At 39.2% G+C, this 22705-nt stretch carries 13 protein-coding genes; 7 read left to right on the top strand and 6 right to left on the bottom strand.

Annotation, left to right across the window (positions count from 1 at the left end; genetic code table 11):
* Positions 1 to 32: 32 nt before the first annotated feature.
* The 4 genes from LQ201_RS02005 (at position 33) to LQ201_RS01990 (ending at position 6616) form a co-directional block, all read left to right on the top strand.
* Positions 33 to 3197 (top strand): glycoside hydrolase family 2 TIM barrel-domain containing protein, encoded by a 3165-nt coding sequence (locus LQ201_RS02005; protein ID WP_230143895.1) that lies wholly within the window; start codon positions 33 to 35, stop codon positions 3195 to 3197.
* Between the two features lie 160 nt (positions 3198 to 3357).
* Positions 3358 to 4560, top strand: a complete 1203-nt coding sequence (locus LQ201_RS02000) for a glycoside hydrolase family 27 protein (protein WP_230143896.1) — start codon at positions 3358 to 3360, stop codon at positions 4558 to 4560.
* A 28-nt stretch (positions 4561 to 4588) separates the two neighbouring features.
* Positions 4589 to 6097 carry a M60 family metallopeptidase gene (locus tag LQ201_RS01995; RefSeq protein WP_230143897.1) on the top strand — a complete coding sequence of 503 codons (1509 nt, stop codon included), beginning with the start codon at positions 4589 to 4591 and terminating at the stop codon, positions 6095 to 6097.
* Positions 6098 to 6223: 126 nt separating this feature from the next.
* The gene (locus LQ201_RS01990; RefSeq protein ID WP_230143898.1) at positions 6224 to 6616 is read left to right on the top strand and encodes a hypothetical protein; all 393 of its coding nucleotides are present in this window, start codon (positions 6224 to 6226) and stop codon (positions 6614 to 6616) included.
* A gap of 120 nt (positions 6617 to 6736) precedes the next feature.
* Here LQ201_RS01990 and LQ201_RS01985 read toward each other — a convergent pair whose 3' ends face one another.
* The 5 genes from LQ201_RS01985 to LQ201_RS01965 all read right to left on the bottom strand — a co-directional run bounded on the left by LQ201_RS01985 (position 6737) and on the right by LQ201_RS01965 (position 14956).
* A complete protein-coding gene (locus LQ201_RS01985; protein WP_230143899.1) occupies positions 6737 to 7363 on the bottom strand; it encodes a M23 family metallopeptidase in 627 nt (208 codons plus the stop codon).
* Positions 7364 to 7635: 272 nt separating this feature from the next.
* Entirely contained in the window at positions 7636 to 9447 is a 1812-nt protein-coding gene (locus tag LQ201_RS01980; protein WP_230143900.1) for an IucA/IucC family siderophore biosynthesis protein, read from the bottom strand.
* 222 nt (positions 9448 to 9669) lie between these two features.
* Complete coding sequence (locus tag LQ201_RS01975; RefSeq protein WP_230143901.1) at positions 9670 to 11010, bottom strand: lysine N(6)-hydroxylase/L-ornithine N(5)-oxygenase family protein; 1341 nt, start codon at positions 11008 to 11010, stop codon at positions 9670 to 9672.
* Positions 11011 to 13470 carry a GNAT family N-acetyltransferase gene (locus LQ201_RS01970; protein ID WP_230143902.1) on the bottom strand — a complete coding sequence of 820 codons (2460 nt, stop codon included), beginning with the start codon at positions 13468 to 13470 and terminating at the stop codon, positions 11011 to 11013.
* On the bottom strand, positions 13415 to 14956 hold the full coding sequence (locus tag LQ201_RS01965; protein WP_230143903.1) for an aspartate aminotransferase family protein: 1542 nt from the start codon (positions 14954 to 14956) through the stop codon (positions 13415 to 13417). Before LQ201_RS01965 ends, LQ201_RS01970 begins: the two co-directional genes overlap by 56 nt.
* A gap of 316 nt (positions 14957 to 15272) precedes the next feature.
* On the opposite strand from LQ201_RS01965, the gene LQ201_RS01960 reads away from it, so the two are divergent.
* The gene (locus tag LQ201_RS01960) at positions 15273 to 17708 is read left to right on the top strand and encodes a TonB-dependent receptor (RefSeq protein WP_230143905.1); all 2436 of its coding nucleotides are present in this window, start codon (positions 15273 to 15275) and stop codon (positions 17706 to 17708) included.
* Between the two features lie 124 nt (positions 17709 to 17832).
* On the opposite strand, the gene LQ201_RS01955 is transcribed toward LQ201_RS01960, so the two are convergent.
* Positions 17833 to 19053, bottom strand: a complete 1221-nt coding sequence (locus LQ201_RS01955; protein WP_230143906.1) for a metallophosphoesterase — start codon at positions 19051 to 19053, stop codon at positions 17833 to 17835.
* 214 nt (positions 19054 to 19267) lie between these two features.
* On the opposite strand from LQ201_RS01955, the gene LQ201_RS01950 reads away from it, so the two are divergent.
* Both LQ201_RS01950 and LQ201_RS01945 read left to right on the top strand, forming a co-directional pair.
* Positions 19268 to 19714, top strand: a complete 447-nt coding sequence (locus LQ201_RS01950; protein WP_029275042.1) for an Rrf2 family transcriptional regulator — start codon at positions 19268 to 19270, stop codon at positions 19712 to 19714.
* An 831-nt stretch (positions 19715 to 20545) separates the two neighbouring features.
* The gene (locus LQ201_RS01945) at positions 20546 to 22636 is read left to right on the top strand and encodes a HEPN domain-containing protein (protein WP_230143908.1); all 2091 of its coding nucleotides are present in this window, start codon (positions 20546 to 20548) and stop codon (positions 22634 to 22636) included.
* Positions 22637 to 22705 lie beyond the last annotated feature (69 nt).

Here is a 22705-nt window from a genome sequence, read left to right as displayed (position 1 = left end):
TTGGAGCAGCAAACCAAAATCATACACACAGAATGAAGCGAAAATTAGCCATTTTATTTACATCATTATTTATCACCGGGCAAATCAGTGCACAAGATCTGCCCTCCGAACTGCAAACGCCCGAAGTGGTTTCGGTAAACCGTTTGCCTATGCGGGCATCGGCTTTTGCTTTCGAAAACCAAGATTTAGCAACTAAAAGAGCCAAAGAAAAATCAGCATATTTTTTATCATTAAATGGTACCTGGAAGTTTAACTGGGTAAAAGATCCACGTAAAAGACCTACAGATTTCTATAAGGTCGATTTTGATGATAAAGGCTGGGATAATTTTAAAGTACCTGCCAACTGGGAAGTGAATGGTTATGGTACCCCAATTTATGTAAACCAACCGTATGAGTTTGCTGGCCGGCAACTCACCGGTGCGAAAATGAATCCCCCATTCGATATTCCTGCCGATAATAATCCGGTAGGTTCGTACCGGAAGAAGATCAATATTCCGGCTAACTGGAGCGGTAGACAGGTGTTTATCAGCTTAGGTGCAGTTAAATCTGCTTTTTATATTTGGGTAAATGGTAAAAAAGTAGGGTATAGTGAAGATAGTAAACTGGCCGCTGAATTTGATATTACCAAATATGTTATGCCAGGAGAAAATACCATTGCACTACAAGTTTACAGATGGAGCGATGGCAGCTATTTAGAATGCCAGGATATGTGGCGCATATCGGGAATAGAACGTGAGGTTTATTTATATTCTACACCAAAATTAGCTATCCGCGATTTTAAAGTTGTAGGGAATCTAGATGCCACTTACACCAATGGATTACTAAATGTAGACTTAGCGGTTGAAAATTATAAAATAGATCAGCGCACCAACCATAGCCGCCCAGATAGTTTTTATGTAGCATTAGATTTAGTTGATGCCAAAGGAAATAACATTTGGAAAGATGCCACCACAATCCAAAAAGTGTTGGGCAATTATAAAACCGATCTTTCATTTAAAACACAGATCAGTAATGTGAAAAACTGGTCGGCAGAAATTCCTTATTTATATACGCTTTACATCACTTTAAAAGACAAAAACAATAAAATAATCGAAGTAATTCCACAACGAGTGGGTTTCCGTTCGGTAGAAATTAAAGGAAGCGATTTATTGGTTAATGGTAAACGTGTATTTTTAAAAGGTGTAAACAGACACGAACACAATGCCACTCAAGGCCATACTTTAACCCATTCCGATATGGAGAAAGATATGGAAATGATGAAAAAACTGAATGTAAATGCAGTTCGTCATTCTCATTATCCACCAGATCCTTATTGGATGGAACTTTGTGATGAATACGGTTTGTACGTAATCGACGAAGCCAATATCGAATCGCATGGCCGTTATTATAGTTTGGAAACTACTTTTGCCAATGATAAACAATGGCGTATTCCTCATCTTGAGCGCATTACCAGGATGTACGAGCGTGATAAAAACCATGCATCGGTCATTACCTGGTCCTTAGGTAATGAAGCGGGTAACGGTGTTAACTTTTACGAGGCTTATCAATGGCTTAAAGGAAAAGATTTCCGCCCGGTGCAGTACGAAAGGGCTGAGAGTGATTTCAATACCGATATGATTGTTCCGCAATACCCTTCGCCAAACTATCTGCCGCGCTATTCGAAACAGGATAAAGAAACGCGGCCGTTTATTATGAGTGAGTATGCGCATATTATGGGTAACAGTCTGGGTAATTTTAAAGAATATTGGGATGCCATAGAGAACAATCCTAAACTACAGGGCGGTTTTGTTTGGGAGTGGATAGACCAAGCGATCGATACCGTTAAAAACGGTAAACGCATTATGGCTTATGGTGGTGATTTTCCGCTAAGTGGTCCGGTTGACGAAAACTTTAGCGATAACGATTTCTGCGTAAAAGGTGTGGTTACCGCCTATCGTGGCATGACACCAATGGCAGTAGAATTAAAAAAAGTGCATCAATATATCAAAACTACTTTTAACGGTACCAACCAGATTAATGTAAACAACAGCTATTTCTTTAAAGATATCAGCAATGTACAGTTAAACTGGGAATTGGTAGAAGATGGAAAAGTGATTCAGAGTGGAGTGGTAAGTAACCTGAACGTTGGTGCACGTCAAACGCAGCTGTTAAGCTTACCATTTAAAACGAATTATGCGGCAGGTAAAGAATATTTCTTAAACGTTCGCTACCGCTTAAAAACAGCTGAACCCTTTTTAGAAAAAGGGTATGAAATTGCCTACGAGCAGATTGCACTGGCCGGGACGCCAAAGGCCAATGTTTATAGCAGTAACAAGAAATCTTTAAAGGTTGATAAAACGCCAGAAAAAATTACGGTAAGTGGAAATAACTTTTCTGTAAGTTTTGATTTAACAAAAGGTCTATTAAGCAGTTATCTCATTAATGGACAAGAGGTTTTGGCGAAAGGTCCTCAACCAGGCTTTTACCGTGCACCAACTGATAATGATATTGGTGCAGGCTTAAACACCAAATTGCGTATGTGGCGCAATGTTTATGATGAAAATAGAACAATTATAAAGAAAACTGTTGTAAGTGCTGATAACTTAACTGCTAAAATTACCATTACATCTTCCTTATTAAATGGAGATGCAGAAACCACACAGAAGTTTGAAGTTTTACCTGATGGTACGGTTAAAGTTGAAACCCAATTTAAAGCCGTAAAGGGCAACTACAAAAGTTTAATGCGTATCGGTAACGATCTGCAGCTAAAAAATGATTACAGCAATATCCAATGGTATGGTCGTGGGCCGGGCGAAAATTATGTAGATAGAAAAACGGCTTCATTAATCGGTACTTATAAATCAACGGTTGCAGATCAGTATTTTCCTTATGCACGTCCACAGGAAAGTGGTAATAAAACCGATGTACGTTGGGTAACTTTTACCAATAAAGCAGGTAAGGGCTTACGTTTCGAATTTGCCGATCAGTTATTGAGTTTTAATGCATTGCCATATTCGGTGGAAGATTTAGATCCGGAGGCCGAGAAAAAACAATATCACTCTGGCGAACTGGTAAAACGTAACCAGATTTATGTACACATGGATATGCAACAACTAGGTGTTCAGGGGATTGATAGTTGGGGATCTATGCCGTTAATTCAGTACCAGATTCCATTTAAAGATTACCAGTACAGCTATTATATCAAACCGATTAAATAAGCTGTCAAAGGTTATTAAAAAAATATTGGATGAAAATATAGGCGGTTCGTCATTCCCAACCGTATTGGGAATCTTAAACCAAAAGCATTAAGATTCTCACCTTCGTGAGAATGACGACCGTTTTTTTGTAATCAAACTAACATTACCTAACCAAAATAAAATGAAACTTATCAAAATCTGCTTTAGCTTGTTGTTGTTTGCTCAAATCAGCTTTGCACAGGAATCAAAATTAGCTGCTACACCACCAATGGGCTGGATGAGCTGGAACATCATGTCCGAAAATCCGAACGAAAAAGATATTAAAGAAATGGCCGATGCAATGGTTACCAGTGGGATGGTGAAAGCAGGCTATCAGTATATTTTTTTAGATGATTGTTGGCAAGGCGGCCGCGATAATAAAAACAAAATCATTGCCGATCCTAAGAAATTTCCTTCAGGCATTAAAGCCCTGGCCGATTACCTGCATAACAAAGGGATGAAATTGGGTATCTATTCTGATGCTGCTCCTTTAACCTGTGGTGGCTACACTGCAAGTTTAAATTTCGAAGATCAGGATGCTAAAACTTTTGCTTCATGGGGAATAGATTATTTAAAATACGACTATTGCAATGCCCCAGAAGATGTTGAAACTGCTAAAGCCCGTTATGGTAAAATAGCTCAGGCGCTACGCAAATCGGGTAGAGAAATTGTATTGGGAATCTGCGAGTGGGGTCCACGCGAACCTTGGAACTGGGGTGCACAGGTTGGCGGACAGAGCTGGCGTACCACTTACGATATCAGAGATAAATGGAATGATGTAGAAGGTAAGGGAGGAGTAGGCATTTACAATGTGGTAGATAAAACAGCAGGATTGGCAAGTTTTTCTGGCCCAGGTAAATGGAACGATGGAGATATGTTGGTTGCGGGTTTACATGGCACAAAAGGCCCATCATCGGCCTTTAATGGCAAAGGTTGTACCCAAGCTGAATATCAAAGCCAAATGAGTTTATACAGTATGCTTAATTCGCCATTATATGCGAGTTGCGATATCCGTAAAATGGATAATGAAGCAAAAACCATTTTTACAAACGAAGAAGTAATTGCATTAAACCAGGATGTTTTGGGCAAACAGGCCGAAAGAAAAATCAAAACTGATATCTGGGATGTTTTTGTCCGTCCTTTAGCCAATGGAGATTTCGCCATAGCAATTTTAAATAAATCGACAGCTGCCCAAAATGCAAAAATAAACTTTGCCGAATTAGGCCTGACTGGTAAATACGAGATCAAAGATTTATGGCAACATAAAGTAATTGGCAAAAATAACAAGTGGAATGGTGAAGTAACTGCTCACGAAACGAAGGTTTTCCGCTTAAAAAAAGTATAATTCTTAAAGAACAACAAACCAAACACAAATGAAATCACTATTATCCCTTGCATTAGTAGCAGCATGCTTAAGCACCTTTGCCCAAGATGTAGCTAAAGATCCCGCAACAATTGTCATTACACCACAACACACGCTTTCCAAAAGCGACACGGCATTTAGAAAAGCCATTGCGAAATGGAGTGATGAAACTTTAAAAAGCACCGATTATAAGAATATCAAAGCACAACCATCAGCTGATGTCTTTCCAGGTACGGTAAAGACTGGTTTTCAGTTTATAAGTAAAACGGTAAGCATCGAACATAAAAAAATGGCCGATAGTTTAGTGTCTATCGTGTCAACCCTAGGCTACTCTGGTTACGATAATGCTACCATGTACAGTACAGGTTTATATGCAAAAGCTGGCGAGTATATAGAAGTTGATGTACCTAAAAACACCAATGTAAACGAGCTTGAAGTTCAGATCGGTGCACATAGCGATCGCTTAAACTATTGGGTAGCAGGCAAGGAAGATTGGCGCAGGATGCCGATTATAACCAAGAAACAGCAATTGGTAATTGGTAAAAACAGATTAGCGTCGCCTTTCGGTGGACTGATCTACATTAATATTAAACCTAAGGCCGAAAGTAGAAAAATTGATTTCAAAATTAGCCATGCTGTTGCAGCTCCACTTTTTGTGCTGGGCAAAAGCACGCAAAGTGATTGGGAGAACCAATTAAAAAACAATAAAGCACCTTGGGGCGAGATGGCCACTGAAAATGTGATTTTAACTTTGCCTGATAGTGTATTGCAAACCATCAAAAATCCTGATGAAGTATTAAAACTATGGGATTTAGTTGTACTTGGAGAATTAGATCTGGCAAATATGCCAGCGCCGTTTTATAGGGCTCAACGGATGGTGCCCGATGAGCATATTGGCGGAGGATACATGCATAGCGGTTATCCGATCATGATTCACCATTCACCATCCAGAAAGATGCTCTCTAACGAAATTATGGCCAACCCTGAGTTGCTGATGAAACCAAGTAAGGGAGGTGCAAATTGGGGCTTTTTCCACGAAATTGGTCACAACATGCAAAATCTGAACTGGGTTTTTGGTGGCACTACCGAAGTGAGCAATAACTTCTTTTCAATTTATATGTTCGATAGGTTAATGGGCGGACGGGACGATTCGCATACCGGCGTATCAAGTGCAAATACGCAAAAGATGATGAAAAAATATTTTGCCGAAGGTGCGAGTTATGAAAAATGGAAGGGTGATGCCTTTTTAGGCCTGATCATGTTCCGCCAGATGCAGGAAGGTTTTGGATGGGAAAGTTTTAAAGCGTTTTTTAAAGAATATCAAAAAATCGGACCAAGTATAGGCAGGTTAAACGATCAGCAAAAACGCGATTTATGGGTTAAAACGTATTCTAATGTGGTAAAAAGAAATTTAGTCCCATTTTTTAATACCTGGGGTGTAGGCATAAGCGAAGAAACACAGAAAGAACTGAGCGTGCTTCGTGCATGGAAACCTTATAATTTTCCACCGGTAAACTAACTGTAAAGCTTCCCTGACCTATGAGGTTTCCTAAGCATGTTGCCGATAAACCTCATAGGTCTTAAGAATTCTTAAGGAATGTAGCGTTTTTATTTTAATTCCCGTTTTAGATTAAATTAACAAACGATGAAACGGACGCTATTTATTTTAACTTCAATTGTACTGATTATAAGTTTGATGTGGGCGTGTAAAGACCGAGAAGATTCTATGCGAAATGTTGATTCGTCAGAGTTGGATAGACTTTATAAAGACATTGAAAAATCAGCCCAGCAGTTTACCTGTGAAAATGCCGGCGAATGGAAATTCACCGCCATTGGATCTAAAGCTTGCGGAGGCGCATCAGGTTACATTGCTTATTCTGTAAAAATAGATGAAAGCACTTTTCTGAAAAAGGTTGAACAATTTACCAAACTACAAGCTGATTATAATCAAAAATACGGTGTGTATTCTGATTGTGCATTGGTGATACAACCGAAAGGGGTAACCTGCGATAATGGGAAACCTAAATTTACGTATTAAGATTTAAATGCTGCGTCAGATATTTCTGTTCTGACGTTAACAATATTTATAACCACTTATTTTAATTCTCGTAGCGCATTTTCGAAGTATTCGGAAATGCGCGTTTTTTATTTTACAACGCTATTTGATATGTTCTTTTATAAATACCTGAGGGTTATAAAACCGTTCGTTCAGTTGTTTATTATTAAAAGTTAGCCAGCTTGCACAGCCATAATCATCAAATTTTTTTCTGATCTCTAAATGAAGATGATGGTAATCGCCCCCATATTTTTTACTTTCCTGAGGCGTAAATAACCTGGCCAGTTTGGTGTTTTGGTCAACATTCTGGCCATTGCTTACATAAACTTCTTTTAGGTGTTTATAGGTGGTAAACATGGTTAAACCATTTGGTAATTTATGTTTTAGCACAACTGTACGTTGGTTTTCACCTAAATGGACAGAGCATACTATTCCATTGGCCATGGCATAAACATTAACCAGTTTCGCTTTAGGTTGTGCAGGATTAATATCAATAGCCGTGTGGATGTGACCTTTAACATAACTATCTCTATGATCGCCAAAAATGCTGATGATTTTAATGTTGTTTATTTTCTTACGGTTAGCTACATCAAAAGGAAGAAACCAGTTATCAGCTGTTTTTGCTGGAGCAGTATCTGTATAATAAGGCTTCCATCGATCACGATCTTTTTCAATCGTTGGGGTTTCTAATAAAAGTGTTGATAAAAAGATAAATACTAATGTTTTCATGCTAAAGATTTATAAAGCAAGATAATGATTTTATCAATATAAACTATTTTTATAGTTTAAAATGATTAGATCGTCATTGCGAGAAGGCTTTTTCAGCCGACGAAGCAATCTTAATGCGGCCGCTAGTAGCGATATCGTTGTAAGATTGCTTCGTGCCTCGCAATGACGATTTATCTTTCGTGGTGTCAGATGTTACCATCTGACACTGAAACGAATTAACTTTAGTAAACATTTTGATTTACGAAATTCAGATAAAAACATCTGACTTCACATTACGCCAGCATATCTTCTTTCAAAGCCTCTGCTGCAGGGTTAACTAACGTTCCAATCAATTCAGGAACCGGAACATCAGTGCTTTCGCTATAACCATGGGTTAACAACCTTACCCGATTAATGCATACCCTGATAAATTCGGGCACAAACAGGTCAAATTTTTCGAATTTCGGAGCCAATTCTAGGTTTTCCTGTTGAAATTCTAAAATTACATCTGCTACCTGACGCCAGAACTGTTTTTCATCCAAGCCAACATAACTATGAAAAATGTTACTGAGGTATCTAAATACCGCATCGAATATCCCTGAGAGGATAAATAAAGGGGCTAATTCATCATCAATCTCCCTTAAAACATCTACCAGATCATTTGGTAATTTCGCTTTCGATTCTTCTGTTAATACAATTTCTTCAACAAAATCTTTAATAATAATGCGCTCTGGTACGCCGTTTTTCATTACCAAAATGGTGTTTTCGCCATGCGGACTAAAGAAAAAAGCATGTTTGTAAAAAATCCTTAAGACAGGTTTTAAATATGCAGACAGATAGGCATTTAACCAGCTTTCTGCATCCAGGCCAGATTTTTCTATCAAAGCCTCAACCATGCTTTTTCCATTGTCGTCTACATAAAGCAGACTCGCCATGGTCATGATGTTTTCGCTTTCCAGCAAATAATTTTCGGCACTCTCACGCCAAATCGCCCCTAAAAATTCCTGATATTGATATGGAGAATCCGGTATTTTACTGTATTGTGGATGGGTATAGGCTACAGTAGCCACTTCACCCAAAAGCACCACACGGGTCTGTTTTAAATACTCATCGCCCTGAAGCATGTCTTTTGCCCACTGGGTTACTTTTGGTGCAATAGCCAGCTTTTTAGGTGAAAGTCCCCTGAAAATGGAGGTGTTTAAAATAGAAATAGCCGTTTTTACATAATGTTTTTTAGGCTCACTTACGTTAAAGAAGGTACGTATACTGTTTTGGCACATGTATTCATCATTGCCTAAACCGACAGGCACGATTAAATTATGCGCAATATCGTGTGCCAGTTGTAATACGATTTTATTGTTCCACTGCCATTCGTGCACAGGGATAAAGAAATAATCTTCAGGCTGTAACTGCTGTTGAATTAATACCTGATTAAAATCGTGAACCTGCTTTAAGCTGAGTTCTTCATTATAAAAAGAAAATGAAGAAATACTTTCGATACTTTTAAATTCTGCTCTTGTTTTATGTACCGCTAACCAAGCCAATTGCGTTTTTTGAGCAGCTTCTGGCGCGTATTTGCCTTGATCGCTATGGTTAAAGCCGATCCGTCCTTTGTTAATGGTGGCCCAGGGATGCCCATCCATTTGATGCTCGATGGTTTGGTAATCAGCATTGGCTAATTCATCAGCGGTTAATCTGCCTTTTTGATGAATGTAAGCATCGGCGTATAAGGTATTTAGGGTTTCTTCAACAAAATGAGCCAAAGTAAATGGTTTAATGCCAAAAGTTTGTTGCAGTTCGGTGTAAAAGGCAGGAGCGTTGTTTACGGCTACACTGTCACCATTTACAAATTTTTTGATGCTCTGTTTATCTATATGTAGATAATCTAAAGCACGTTGCTGCCCCGAAAAGGTATAATAAATGCCTTCAGCATCTGTGGCAAGACGAAAATCAGAATTTCCTTGTTTATCTGTATTGATCAGCGTTGGTTCAGCTAATTTTTCGTGCATCAACTCTACGATCGATTTTGCAATATAATTGCGGTTTACTTTATCCCAGATTTCTTTATTTAAGGGGCTTATGTGATTGAAATTGTTGTAGTTCATGGTATATAATTTTTTGTATTAGTCCAGATTTGTAATCTGGACTTTTCGTGCCCCGGATTTCAAATCTGGCTTTCTATGATCGGGATTACAAATCCCGACCAACCAGTAGTTTATAATTGATTGTCATCCTGTCCATAGGACTCCTACGGAGAGCCTTTCGAAGGACAGATTAAATCTTTTTTAAGCGTTTCGACAGGCTCAACGTGACAGACCTGAATTAATTTAATCTTCAGATAATTGCAGTTCGGCGTTAGACAATTCATTTTCCTGTATTTCATCTGGTACGCTAAACTGCTGAAAAGCAATGCGTTTTTCTATCTTGTAAATTTCGAAGCCTAAAATGGCATTGATAATGGATGCATTGCGATAGGCACCCATGCCCAAATCAGGTGTTACGAAACCGTGGGTGTGCAGTTCTACATTTTGAACAAAAATTTCGTTTCCGTTTACATCAATAGCATAGTTGCGGTGTACCTGAAAAAGTCCGTCGGCATTGCGTATGATGCGATCGTTTATTCCTGATAAGAAGCTTGGCTCGTTATATTTGTAGCCAGTCGCCAATACCACACAGTCTGTTTCAACCGCAAAATCCTTTTCGCTTTCAGTATGATAAAAATCGAGCTGATATTTGCCGTCGGTGTTTACTGTTAAATTGTTCAGTTGACAGTTCGGCATCAATTCTGCATTTACCTTTTCGCCATCAACACTCAATTCGTACAGTTTATCAAAAATCTGGTTAATCAGTTCGAAGTTTATGCCTTTAAACAGCGAATTTTGTTTTCCTAAAAGCTGTTTACGTTTGGCATCACTCAGGTTATAAAAGTGGTCTACATATTCGGGTGAGGTGAGCTCCAGTGTTAATTTCGAATACTCCATCGGGAAAAAGCGATCAGGTCGGGTAAACCATTTTAATTTCAATCCATTTTCGGTTTCAGGCAATAAATCGTAAAAAATCTCTGCAGCACTTTGTCCTGAGCCAATTATCGTTACGGTTTTTTGCTTCAGCAGCGTAGATTTAAACCTTAAATATGCTGAAGAATGTATGGCATTCTTATGCTCAGCCGGCCTAATAAAATTAGGTACTTTTGGTGCAGTTCCCGTTCCGAGTACTATTTTTTTAGTGAAAATGGTCTCGCTGATTCCGCTTGATTGATCGACTTTTTCTACCTGATAAACACCATCAACGTAATTTACACGGGTTACTTTCTGTCCGAAATGGCAGTTTTGCAGGTGATTAATCGTCCATTTACAATAAGCATTATATTCCTTACGTAATACAAAAAAATCTTCTCTGATATAGAATTTATACAGGCGATCTGTTTGTTTAAGATAGTTTAAAAAGCTGTATGGACTGGTTGGATCGGCCATGGTTACCAGATCGGCCATAAATGGAACCTGTAAAGTGGCATCGCTCAACATCATGCCAGGGTGCCAGTTAAATTCGCTCGCCTGATCCAAAAATAAAGTCGTTAAGCTACTGATAGGGGCACACAATGCAGCTAAACCCAGATTGAACGGGCCTATACCGATTCCTACAATGTCGTATATTTTTTGATTCTGCATTTAAATTTCCTCCGTTTCAAATTCTGATGATTTAGCCATGGCGTATGCCTTCGCCTCAGGGAATTTTTCCCAATACCAATTGCGGTGACAAAAGGTAAGATTGGCCATTTTGTAAGGCATCTGGATCACTTTCTCCAATTTGAAGCCCAATCTGGTTACAAAAATGTGCATCGCACGGCTTTCAACAGCTGCTTCACCAATACATTTACCTACTTCAGGTTGTTCGAAAATGAAATCCATTAATGCCTGACCAGTTTCGAAACTGAATTTTTTATCTTTATCTGTTGGCGCAATCAGTAAATGTGCACCATAATCGGTCGTTAAAGCTTCGTAGCATGCACCTACACCATCGCGCATAGGCCAGTAAGGCTCTATGGTAAAGGTGGGTTCGCCATTTATCTCGCCAATAAAGCTGTGCGATGAATCGTTTGGCAATAAAGTTCTATAGAATAGTTCTAAACCTCTGATCGGTCCATCCATCTTCCAGATCGGTTTTGCATGTTCCTGGTTAAACCAATCGTGAACCATTTCCAGATCGCGGTCGATATTAAACGGCCGGATATTGATTGTTACATTTTCTTTAGGGAAAAACCTGCTGTAGAGCACCTCCTTGGTTTTTGGCTTAATCAGATTTTCAGAGAAGAAATATTTAGATAAAGGATTCGGAAACTCACGGTAAATAGCTGGATTATCAATTGGGGCACTGGCCTCGTCGATATTGCAGAGGTTGGTTAACAGGTTACCTTTTACCTCCCAGCTGCGACGGTTGATGATATAATCGACTAAACCTGTAGTATCGGTGTTTTCGAATTGTTTAAACTCCAGGTAAACGAGATCGATCAAGGTTTTTTCATCGGCGAGATTGTTGCTTGCAATGGCATTTACCACACCTAATATATTATTGATGAGCAGATAATAAGTGAGCTTAGGGATAATGTATTCGTTCGGTACAATCGAACCACTTTCTGCAGCAATACCAGGAGATGCTTTTTCCAATACCTCGGCTTTGGCATCACTAAAGAAAAAGCCCTGATTATCCCTGAAATAAAGTTTGGCAGGATAATAATCTTTACCCAGTTCTACCATCACATTTTGCTGATGGAACTCAAAAGCCATCCCAAAATTGTTGTAAAGCCCAACAATCGGTGCAACACAAAGGTGCAGGTATTGTTTAAACCAATTTACAGCTGTATGAGCAACCGTTTTGTTTTTGCTGATCGCTGCTTCTTCAATGATGTTTACAATTCTTGGTTTTTGGCCCAGTAAAGCATCCTGACAAAGCGCTGCCAAAAGCGTTACATTTTTTTCGGCTCCTTCTCCCTTAAAAGGATTATGCCTGATACTGATGTTGAAACCATCAATGGTTTCGCCTTTATAATTTACGGTGATAAATGCAGGGTCGGTAATGAATTCAATTTCAGGGAACTCGGCTTTGGCCGCTTTGCCGTATTCGGTTTTTAAAAGTTTACTTACATCATAGCCACGGTGAAGCTCTCTAACCAGGTTAACCCTTTGCGAGTTGGTTATTTTTACGTGTAACGAAAATTTAAGCATCCAATCGCTCGATGCATTGTAAACCGTCCTTACTGAAGATGTTGGTGTATAGAATTCTCCAAAATGCCCAAGATAGAATAGAAGCTTTTCTTCCTGCATCGCTTTTACTGTAGGGAGGCTAAGCAGGTATTCGGCCTCCCAGGGGTGCATGGGCACCACTTTATGGTCTGGATGTTGATCCAGTAAATGAATGATTTCATCATGATCGCTATCTAGCAATTCAATTCTGAAAAGATCAGTCATGTCAAAACCTTCCGCGTTTTTCTCCACAATATTTTCTGCAGAGATCAGGAAATAGGCCAGCTGGAAACGCCCCTGTGTTTCTGGTGAATATTTAAAAAGCTCTTTTTTACTGTTAAAGCCAGATCTCCCTTTTGGAAGTGGATGTGCATTGTGACCTAAAAACAAGGATTGCTCTGCCTCAATAAAATTCATTTTAGCAAAATTTGCAGGCCTGCCATTCTGTTTGAAGAACGATAAAAATGCTTCAAGATTTTCCACACTGTTGGCTAAACGTTGCTTTACCAGATTAGCATCAACATCAGGAAATTCTTCAGCACTGAACTGGATGGCCAATTCCATAAACCTGTAAATGCTGATCGGGCTGATGACATCTGTAGCAACATCACGTTCGATTATCGGAAAATTAAATACGTGCCTGCCACTGTCTGCATAAAATTTTAAAGGTGCATATACTTCGAAACCAATGGCCGTAAAATCGAACCGGATGTGCAGGCGATCGGTAGTGGTAGTCAAATAGTTTGCTAAAGACTCATCATATTTAGGTATGCCTATATAACGGCTCCAGTTGTTAAATTCTCTGCAATAACTATTTAGGAGTGCATTAAAGTTAGTTTCTTCTGAAATCTGCTGAAGCCTGATTGAGTCTAAAGTATTCGTTTCCATGTTTTTTAATGATTTTAATAATGTTTTCAATATCGCTGATGGTAGTAAGCGGGTTAAGTAGGGTAAATTTGAGGTAGAATTGCTGGTTAATCTTGGTGCCGGCAACCAATGCCTTCCCTTGATTAAACATCGCTTTTTTGATGTACTGGTTCATGGCACAAACATCTAAGCGCACGTTTTTTGGTCGGTAACGGAAAACCAATGCACTGATATCTGATTCGTTCATTAGCTCAAAATCACTATCTGAATGTAACAGATCAGCAATTTTGGCTGCGGTTTCGATAATGGTGTCAAAATAACCACCCAATTTGTTCCTGCCCATCATCCTTAGTGTAAACCAGAGTTTTAAAGCATCAAAGCGCCGGGTGGTTTGTATCGACTTGTTTACCTGATTGGGTAAACCATCCTCATCATGATCTTTTGGATTTAAATAATCGGCATGGTGCGTAATCAGGTTGAAAAAGTTTTTATCGCGCACCAGGAAACCGCTGCTGCTTACCGGCTGGAAGAAAGATTTATGGTAATCAACCGTAACCGAATGGGCCAGTTCGATCCCATTCAACAAACTGCGGTACTTATCTGTTAGCAGTAAGCCACAGCCATAAGCGGCATCGATGTGAAACCAGGTGTTGTATTTTTTGCAGATAGAAGCAAGTTCTTTCAGTGGATCAACATTTCCGAAATCGGTAGTTCCTGCTGTGCCTACAATGGCAATAGGAATGTTGCCCTGATTAATTTCCCGTTTAATGGCGTCTTCCAATAAAACGGTATTCATCCTAAAGCTGCGGTCGGTTTTGATCTTGATTACCGATTTTTCGCCTAAACCTAAAAGGGAAGCATTTTTCTGAATACTGAAGTGCGCTTTTTCAGAAACAAAAATCCTGAAACGAGCTGCTTCTTGGGGCAATCCATCTACTTTAATGTTGTGGTTTAGTGCCGTGATGGAATAATGATCGCGGGCCAATAAAAGCCCCATTAAATTGCTCTGGGTGCCCCCGCTGGTAAAAATACCATCCGCTTTTTTGTTGTAACCGATCTGGTCGCAGGTCCATTCGATCAGCTTTTGCTCGATTAGTGTACCGCCTGCACTTTGGTCCCAGGTATCGATTGACGAGTTGATGGCCGAAATCATGACCTCGGCAGCTACTGCGGGAATCACAATCGGACAGTTTAAGTGTGCAATGTAAGCTGGGTGGTGAAAGGCAACCGCATGACTGGTGTAAAGCTGTTCAACTTCTTTAAGCAAAGCATCGTAATTGTCGTGCGTTTTTTCAAATTCGATCGAATCAAACAGCGGCCTTAATTTCGACGGCGATATCCCACTAAAAGGCTGTTGATTGGTGTTGAGGAATTTTTTTACCGCCTGGGTAACTTTTCCTATTGCATGCAGGTACTCTGCTTCATTTTCGTGGTGAAAGATTTCCTTCGTCGGACTTTCCGTAAGGAAATCAATAAGTTCATGTTTTTCGAGGTCTGATGTTAACATTAGTTTTTTAATTTTTCAAAAGGTTAGGTTTTAAGGCAATAATTATAGGGGCGTTACAGGTCTAAATTTTCATTATTAATGGAATATTAGCGCTTAAAAAAAGCGTGTGCTTCGGGCAATAATTTTGATTGCTAAGGTATATTTTTATTTAGATTGATTAAAAATAATATTTTAAATATTTTTAACATTCTGTTGATAAGTCTGTTATGTAGGGTTGCTTAAACGTTTTAGGAGAATCGCTTATAAAATTTTAATTTATTTATTTGGATTTGATCTAAATAAATGATTGCTTTGCGCAAAAAAATAATAATCATTAATGAAAAATCTATACTTAATTGCAATCTTAATCTGTGGATTTATCTTAAACGGTAAAGCACAAACCGTTACCGGAAAGGTAATTGGGGAAACGGCACCGCTTGCAGGAGCAAATATTAAAGTTGAAGGTAAAGATGCCTCAGCTACAACAGGTGCCGACGGTAGTTTCGAGCTGAAACTAACTGAAGGATCTTACAAATTACAGGTGAGTTATGTAGGTTATACCACCATATTACAAAAAGTGAGTTTGGCTAAAAATCAAACAGTTAACTTAACCCTTAACTTAAGTCCTACATCAAACATGCAGGAAGTGGTCGTGGTATCGTCACGCAAACCGACTAAAATCAGTGAAATACCGGGTACCGTTTGGGTGGTAGATGGTGCTAAAATTCAGGAACAGGCCAGGGCAGGGATTCCACTTAAGCAAACCTTGGCACAATTAATTCCAAGTTTAGATGCCGGTCCGGAAGGACGTACCAACTACGGACAAAACCAGCGTGGCAGAGATGCATTAGTAATGATTGATGGTGTATCATTAAACAGTACCCGTGGTGTAAGCCGTCAGTTTGAATCGATAGATCCTTTCAACATCGAGCGTATTGAGGTTTTATCTGGAGCAAGTGCAGTTTATGGTGGTGGTGCAACAGGGGGGATTATCAACATCATTACTAAAAAAGGACAGGACAGTCAGCCAAGTTTCACTACACAAGTTGGTGTACGCAGCGGTTTAAAAGAAAAAAGTGATCATGATGTACGTGTAGCACAAGCTATTTCTGGTGGGAGCAAAGATTGGAACGGACGCATTGGCATTGCTTTCCAAAAAAACAATGCAGCTTATGGCGCAGATGGAAAACAGATTTTTACCGATATTACACAAACCGATTTACAATATAACCAATCGTTCGATTTTTTCGCAAGTACCGAATTTAAATTGACTGAATATCAAAAACTATCGGTGAATGGTCAATATTACAATTCGGGTTACCGTGGCGATAAAGACCTTTTCCTGGGTGCAAATTATGGTGGATTATTATCAAATCCAGCGCTTTTAGAAATGAGAAATGGCTACTCATCAGATGTTGATCCAAAAACAAGCAGAGCCAATATAAATGCCAATTATCAGGCTAGCGATATCCTGGGTGGGCAAACACTTTATGTACAGGCAGCGGCAAGAAACGAACAATTTAGCTTTCACCCATTCCCAGGCCAAGCGGCAATACCGCAGCGACTTTACAGTGGTTCATCCATCCAAAATACAAACTACAGCGCTTTAAAACTGGTATTGAACAAAGACTGGAACAGACTGAACCTTACGTATGGTATTGATGCCGATAATGAAAATTTTAATGCACAGCAAGCCCTGTTCGATAGAACAAAGGCCTTTGCATCTGGTGGTTTAAATAACACCATTATAGCTACAATTGCCCGTTATCCTAATTTCAGGGTAAATGGTTTATCAGGTTTTTTACAGGCACAGGTTAAAGTAGCCGACTTTTTAAGCCTGTCGGGAGGTGTACGTCAGCAACGTATGTTTGTTAAAGTTGGCGATTTTGTAGGCACCGCTGCTGCTGTACCTTTGGCTTATGGTGTAGGTAGAACAGCTACGGCCATTGCTGGTGGTGAAAACCATTACGATGTGAATTTATTAAACGGTGGTTTGGTATTTAAAATCAATGCAGCTCAACAAGCATGGCTTAATTTCTCGCAAGGGTTTAACCTGGCAGATCCGGCAAAATATTACGGACAGGGCACTTATACCTTGGTAGGCAACAACTATAATTTAGGCAACTCGATCAATGTTGGAAGTTCTCCCTTAACCGGTATAAAAACAGAACAGTACGAAGCCGGTTACCGCTACCGCACAGGTGTATTTAATGCACAGGTTGCTGGTTTTTATGCCTTATCTGATAAAAATGTAAAAACCAATAGTACATTCAACATCGAAGTTTTTGATGAAAATGTAAGGAATTTAGGTGTTGAAGGTTCATTATCATTAAACCTGAAAAATGGTTTCGAAGCTGGTGTAAATGGTTTGTACATTAAAACACAGAAACAAAATGCTGATGGTACCTGGTCATTACAGGATGTAACTGTTGCAAGTCCATCAAAAATTGCGGGTTATCTGGGTTATAACGGAAAAGTTTTTGGAATAAAGGCACAGGCTTTCCACTCATTTGATTCGAAAGGTTATGCTACAGTTGGAAATGTTGTGGTGCAAAATGAGTTGAAAGGTTTCACTACTGTTGATTTATTGGGCTCAGTGAAATTATTTACCGGAAGTTTATCATTTGGTGTACAAAACCTGTTGAACAAAAATTACCAAACAATTTGGAGCCAGCGTTCGGTATTGTTGTATCAGGCTTTGGCAAAACCAGAAACTTTTTATTATGCAGGCCGCGGCCGTACGTATAATTTAACGTATACGCTTAATTATTAGTTTTTAAGCTAAATCGTCATTGCGAGGAGGAACGACGAAGCAATCTTACAACAATAGCTATTAGCGAGCGCATTAAGATTGCTTCGTCGGCTGAAAAAGCCTTCTCGCAATGACGATACTACTTTTACTTCCTCTTCAATTCTATCACCGTAATCTCTGGCCAGATCCCAATCCGGCCTGAAAAACCCAGGAAACCGAAGCCTCTGTTTACATTAAGGTATCTTCCATTTTCGGTTTTAATACCCGCCCAATGTTTATAACGGTATTTCACCGGACTCCATTTAATGCCAAAAGCTTCGATACCAAACTGCATACCATGCGTATGACCTGCCAATGAAAGTTGGATTTTTGAAGGATAATTTTTTACCTGCGCATCCCAATGCGAAGGATCGTGCGATAACAGGATTTTAAAATCATCGACATTAGTGTTTTGCAAGGCTTTGTTTAAGTCTCCACGTTCTCCAAAACCGATTCCCCAGTTTTCTATTCCGGCGAGTATTATTTTCGCGCCGTTTTTATGCAATTCTACATGTTCATCCAATAATAGCTTAAAACCAAGTTCTTTATGGTAAGCTTTTAACTGATTCAGATTCTGTATTTTATCGGCTTCCGTAGGCCATTTAATATAATCGCCATAATCATGGTTACCCAGAACAGAAAATTGTCCGAAAGGGGCTTTAATCTGAGAGAAATGGCCAATATAGGGCACAATCTCCGAAGAAGCATTGTTCACCAGATCTCCGGTAAAAACAAATAAATCGCTCTTTTGGGCATTAATCATATCAATCCCTTTTTGCACGGCTTTAGGATTGGTAAAACTTCCGGCATGTACATCAGAGATCTGTGTTAAGGTAAAACCATCAAAACTTGCAGGCAGATCATCAAAATACAAAGTATGTTTAATTACGCGGTAGGCATATTTTCCTTGAGTAATGCCATAAGCGAATAAGGCAATGGTTAAACAGAACATCACAAATGCAAAATCGACCCAGTAATTGCTGCGGCCTAACATGTGGAAACCTTCGGGCTGGAAATTAGTCGATAAACCTAAAAGTAAGCGGTAAACATCACCGAGCAGGAGGAAAAAAGCGAACACGAGCTCTGCGGTAAAGATGATTAAAAAAGCATGACTGATGATCTGAAAAAATCGGTTTATGCCTTGAATTCGCATTTGCTGAATTGCGTATAACAGCGCAAATGTCAAACCTACAATAACGACCCAGAAAATAGGACTGAGCCAGGTAGATTGATTAATGGTACCCAGGCCCGATAAAACATAAGCGTTAAGGGCAAAAAATATGATTGCAACTATGATGAGCGGCAATAGATTGAGTTTTCTTTTCATTATTGAAATCTGTAATTCAGCGTGTAGGTAAAAATAGATTTTAAACGCCGATAAATGTTGTTCTGTTTTGTGTCGTGGTTATTTTTACGCTGCTTTGATTAAAGCATTATCGTTATTATGCATTATATTTATAAATATCATAGTATGTTGAATTAAAATCAACTTCCTGTTGCGTATTTTATAATTTACTTTCTTTTATTAGCTTTGTGCGAATATGCTATCCAAAAAAACAAAGTATGCCATTAAAGCGCTTGTTGCGCTTGGTAAAAATTTAGATAAACCACCAATGCAGATTTCGAAAATTGCAGAGGAGGAGCATATCCCGAAAAAATTCCTGGAGCAAATTCTGCTCGATCTTCGTAACGCTGGTTTTTTATACAGTAAAAAAGGTGCAGGCGGCGGCTATAGCTTAAACAAAAAACCTGAAGAGATTTTATTGGTACACGTAATGCGTGTAACGGATGGGCCTATTGCCATGGTTCCCTGTGCAAGTTTAAACTTTTACCACAAATGTGATGAATGTGTAGACGAAAAAACATGCGGAATCAGAAGCGCCTTTATCGATGTTAGAGATGCTACCCTTAAGGTTTTAACCGAAACCAGCATTGCTGATGTAATTGGTAGAGAGGATAATCTGAAAATCGGTATCGTTAATTTATAATATTTATTTTCACGTGGCCCAATCCGTCATGCTGAACTTGTTTCAGCATCTATGAAGATATGTCTAACACATGGCAGATTTTAAAATATTAATCCTAAAATTCATTTTATTGAGTTTGGGATTTTTTTTTGGGGGGAAATGAAAGTTCAGTTTTTCATAGTGGTTTTCAGTCCCGCTTTCCGTTTTATTCCGATAAAGGATCGGAATGTTCACTTCAATCGGGTTTATTTAACAGAGAGAGTAGCATAATCGGGGGCAGACCTCGCAGGTTTTCGAAACCTGCGAGGTCTTGCTTCCGCGTTAGGGATTGTAAGGGTTCAGTACCGATTTTTCATCGGTACCGAAGCGAAGCGCAGCCCTGCAAAGCCCGACCCTTGCGTAGCTTGGGGAACGCCCAAATCAGTTAGCAGTTTTCAATTCGCAGTCTTTAGTTAGCAGTTTAGCCGTTTTTATTCTTCAGTTGGCAACTTTCGGTTGCCAGTTATCAATTGACGGTTTTTAGTCCCGTTTGATTAAGTGATTTAACATTGCAGATTTAGCTTGGCTGAGCACTTCATGGTTTTCGACTGCGTTACACTCCGCTAGAAATGACGACCTTACATGGTTTTAACAGGATATCGTAAATTTTTTCATAATAAATTACGACTATTCCTATATACTTTATATATTTGGCATATGAATTTCAATTTTATACCTAACAAATTAATCGCTATGCAGATAATATGTTGTTGTAAAACGCAGTAATAGGAGCCTACAGATAATTTTAAGTATAAAATATGGAATGCTTCTCGGTAATAGGGAAGCATTTTTTGAATAAAGCTAACAACACATATGCAAAGTTTCAGAACAGAACTCGAAAATCCGATTGTCGAGCAGGACATTATCGATTTAGAGAATAAGATTAAAGCTTTTAGAGATGGAACGATCCACGACGAAAAGTTTAGAAGCCTCCGTTTAGCACGCGGTGTTTACGGTCAAAGACAACCTGGCGTACAAATGGTGCGTATTAAATTGCCTTTTGGTAAGGTAACTTTTAAGCAGTTGTTGCGCATTGCAGATATTGCTGATGAGTATGGAAGTGGGAACTTACACCTAACCACCCGTCAGGACATTCAGATTCACTATGTGAGTTTAGACCGTACTCCAGAGCTTTGGGCTAAATTAGAGCAGGATGACATTACGCTTCGCGAGGCTTGTGGAAATACGGTACGTAATGTAACGGCATCTCCAAATTCTGGAATAGATGCTGATGAACCTTTTGATGTTTCGCCTTATGCGCAAGCGGTATTTGCGTACTTTTTGCGTAACCCGATCTGTCAGGAAATGGGAAGAAAGATTAAAATTTCATTTTCTTCGAGCGATAGAGATACTGCCTTTAGCTACATTCACGATTTAGGTTTTATTCCTAAAATTAACGAAAATGGCGAGCGCGGATTTAAAGTTTTGTTTGCAGGTGGTTTAGGTGCACAGCCATTTTTGGCCAATGCGGTACACGAATTCTTGCCTGAAGATCAATTGATTCCGTTTACAGAATCTGTTCTTCGCGTATTCGATCGTTATGGCGAACGTACCAATCGCAACAAAGCCCGTTTAAAATACCTGGTTCAGAAATTAGGTTTAGAAGAAGTTTTACGTTTGGTTGCCGAAGAGCGTATTGCCAACAAAGTAAAAACCTTTAAAATAGATATTAATACTGTACCTCAGCCAACTTTGCCTTTAGCGCAAGAGTATCCTGCGGTAGAAATATTAAACGAAGCCCACTACAAACATTGGTTAGCCACTAACGTAGTTGAGCAGAAACAGGCTGGGTTTTATGGCGTTTATGTAAAAGTTCAGGTAGGCGATATCAAAACAGATAAAGCAAGAGCTTTTGTAGATGCCATCAGGTTATATGTGGCCGATGAAATCAGGATTACCCAAAACCAAGGCTTGCTGTTAAAATTTGTACGCAAAGAAGCATTGCCTTCTTTATATTCGGCCTTAAATAAAATTGGCTTTACTACGGCAGGTTTTGATAGTTTAGCCGATATTACCACTTGTCCTGGTACCGATACCTGTAATTTGGGTATTTCGAACTCAATGACCTTGGCCGAAGTTTTAGAAGAGGTAATTTATACCGATTTCCCTGAGTTTATCTACGAGAAAAACATCAAGATCAAAATCAGTGGATGTATGAACTCCTGCGGTCAGCATGGTTTGGCTGAGATTGGTTTCCACGGAAGTTCGGTAAAAGCTGAAGGAAAAGTTGTTCCGGCAGTTCAAGTGATGTTAGGCGGTGGTACTGTAGGTAATGGTGTGGGTAGAGTAGCAGAACGCGTAATTAAAGTGCCTTCTAAAAGAGCAACAAGTGTTTTACACTTCATTTTAAATGATTTTAAAGCCAATAACCTGGAGGATGAGAACTTTCACCAATATTATGATAGAAAAGGTAAAGATCATTTTTATCAGTTGCTAAAACCATTGGCCGATTTAACCAATCTTAAAACAGAAGAATTTGTAGATTGGGGGCATGTAGAAGAATTTGTTACGGCAATTGGTGTTGGCGAGTGTGCCGGGGTAGTGATCGATTTAGTGGCTACTCTGTTATTAGAAGCCGATGAAAAATTTGATTGGGCAAAGCAAAACTTAGATAAAGGTGCTTATGCCGATGCCATTTATCATACTTACAGCACTTTTGTAAGCGCTGCAAAATCGTTACTGTTAGATAAAGGCGTAAACAGCAGCACACAGGTAGGTGTGATCCGCGAATTTGATAACCATTACGTAGAAACTGGAGAATTTAATTTATCGACCAATTTCTCTGACCTGGTTTTACAGATCAATAAAAATGAACCGACTGCTGAGTTTGCTCAGAAATATTTTGAAGAAGCAAATCAATTCTTAAATCAGATTAAGGAAAAAAGGGCGGTATTGGCGAAATGAGATTTGAGACAATAGAAATGAGATTTGAGAACCGTAGACGTTAAACGCCACGCGCCAAACAACTCTTCA

The organism is Pedobacter sp. Bi126 (assembly GCF_918698245.1).
Taxonomy (GTDB): Bacteria; Bacteroidota; Bacteroidia; order Sphingobacteriales; family Sphingobacteriaceae; genus Pedobacter.
This window is presented reverse-complemented; position numbering and strand designations above follow the sequence as displayed.

Coding starts and splice junctions, on each gene's coding strand:
- LQ201_RS01985 (WP_230143899.1), bottom strand. CDS start 7,363: ATGAAAACATTAGTATTTATCTTTTTATCAACACTTTTATTAGAAACC.
- LQ201_RS01975 (WP_230143901.1), bottom strand. CDS start 11,010: ATGCAGAATCAAAAAATATACGACATTGTAGGAATCGGTATAGGCCCG.
- LQ201_RS01955 (WP_230143906.1), bottom strand. CDS start 19,053: ATGAAAAGAAAACTCAATCTATTGCCGCTCATCATAGTTGCAATCATA.
- LQ201_RS02000 (WP_230143896.1), top strand. CDS start 3,358: ATGAAACTTATCAAAATCTGCTTTAGCTTGTTGTTGTTTGCTCAAATC.
- LQ201_RS01965 (WP_230143903.1), bottom strand. CDS start 14,956: ATGTTAACATCAGACCTCGAAAAACATGAACTTATTGATTTCCTTACG.
- LQ201_RS01945 (WP_230143908.1), top strand. CDS start 20,546: ATGCAAAGTTTCAGAACAGAACTCGAAAATCCGATTGTCGAGCAGGAC.
- LQ201_RS01970 (WP_230143902.1), bottom strand. CDS start 13,470: ATGGAAACGAATACTTTAGACTCAATCAGGCTTCAGCAGATTTCAGAA.
- LQ201_RS02005 (WP_230143895.1), top strand. CDS start 33: ATGAAGCGAAAATTAGCCATTTTATTTACATCATTATTTATCACCGGG.
- LQ201_RS01995 (WP_230143897.1), top strand. CDS start 4,589: ATGAAATCACTATTATCCCTTGCATTAGTAGCAGCATGCTTAAGCACC.
- LQ201_RS01980 (WP_230143900.1), bottom strand. CDS start 9,447: ATGAACTACAACAATTTCAATCACATAAGCCCCTTAAATAAAGAAATC.
- LQ201_RS01960 (WP_230143905.1), top strand. CDS start 15,273: ATGAAAAATCTATACTTAATTGCAATCTTAATCTGTGGATTTATCTTA.
- LQ201_RS01990 (WP_230143898.1), top strand. CDS start 6,224: ATGAAACGGACGCTATTTATTTTAACTTCAATTGTACTGATTATAAGT.
- LQ201_RS01950 (WP_029275042.1), top strand. CDS start 19,268: ATGCTATCCAAAAAAACAAAGTATGCCATTAAAGCGCTTGTTGCGCTT.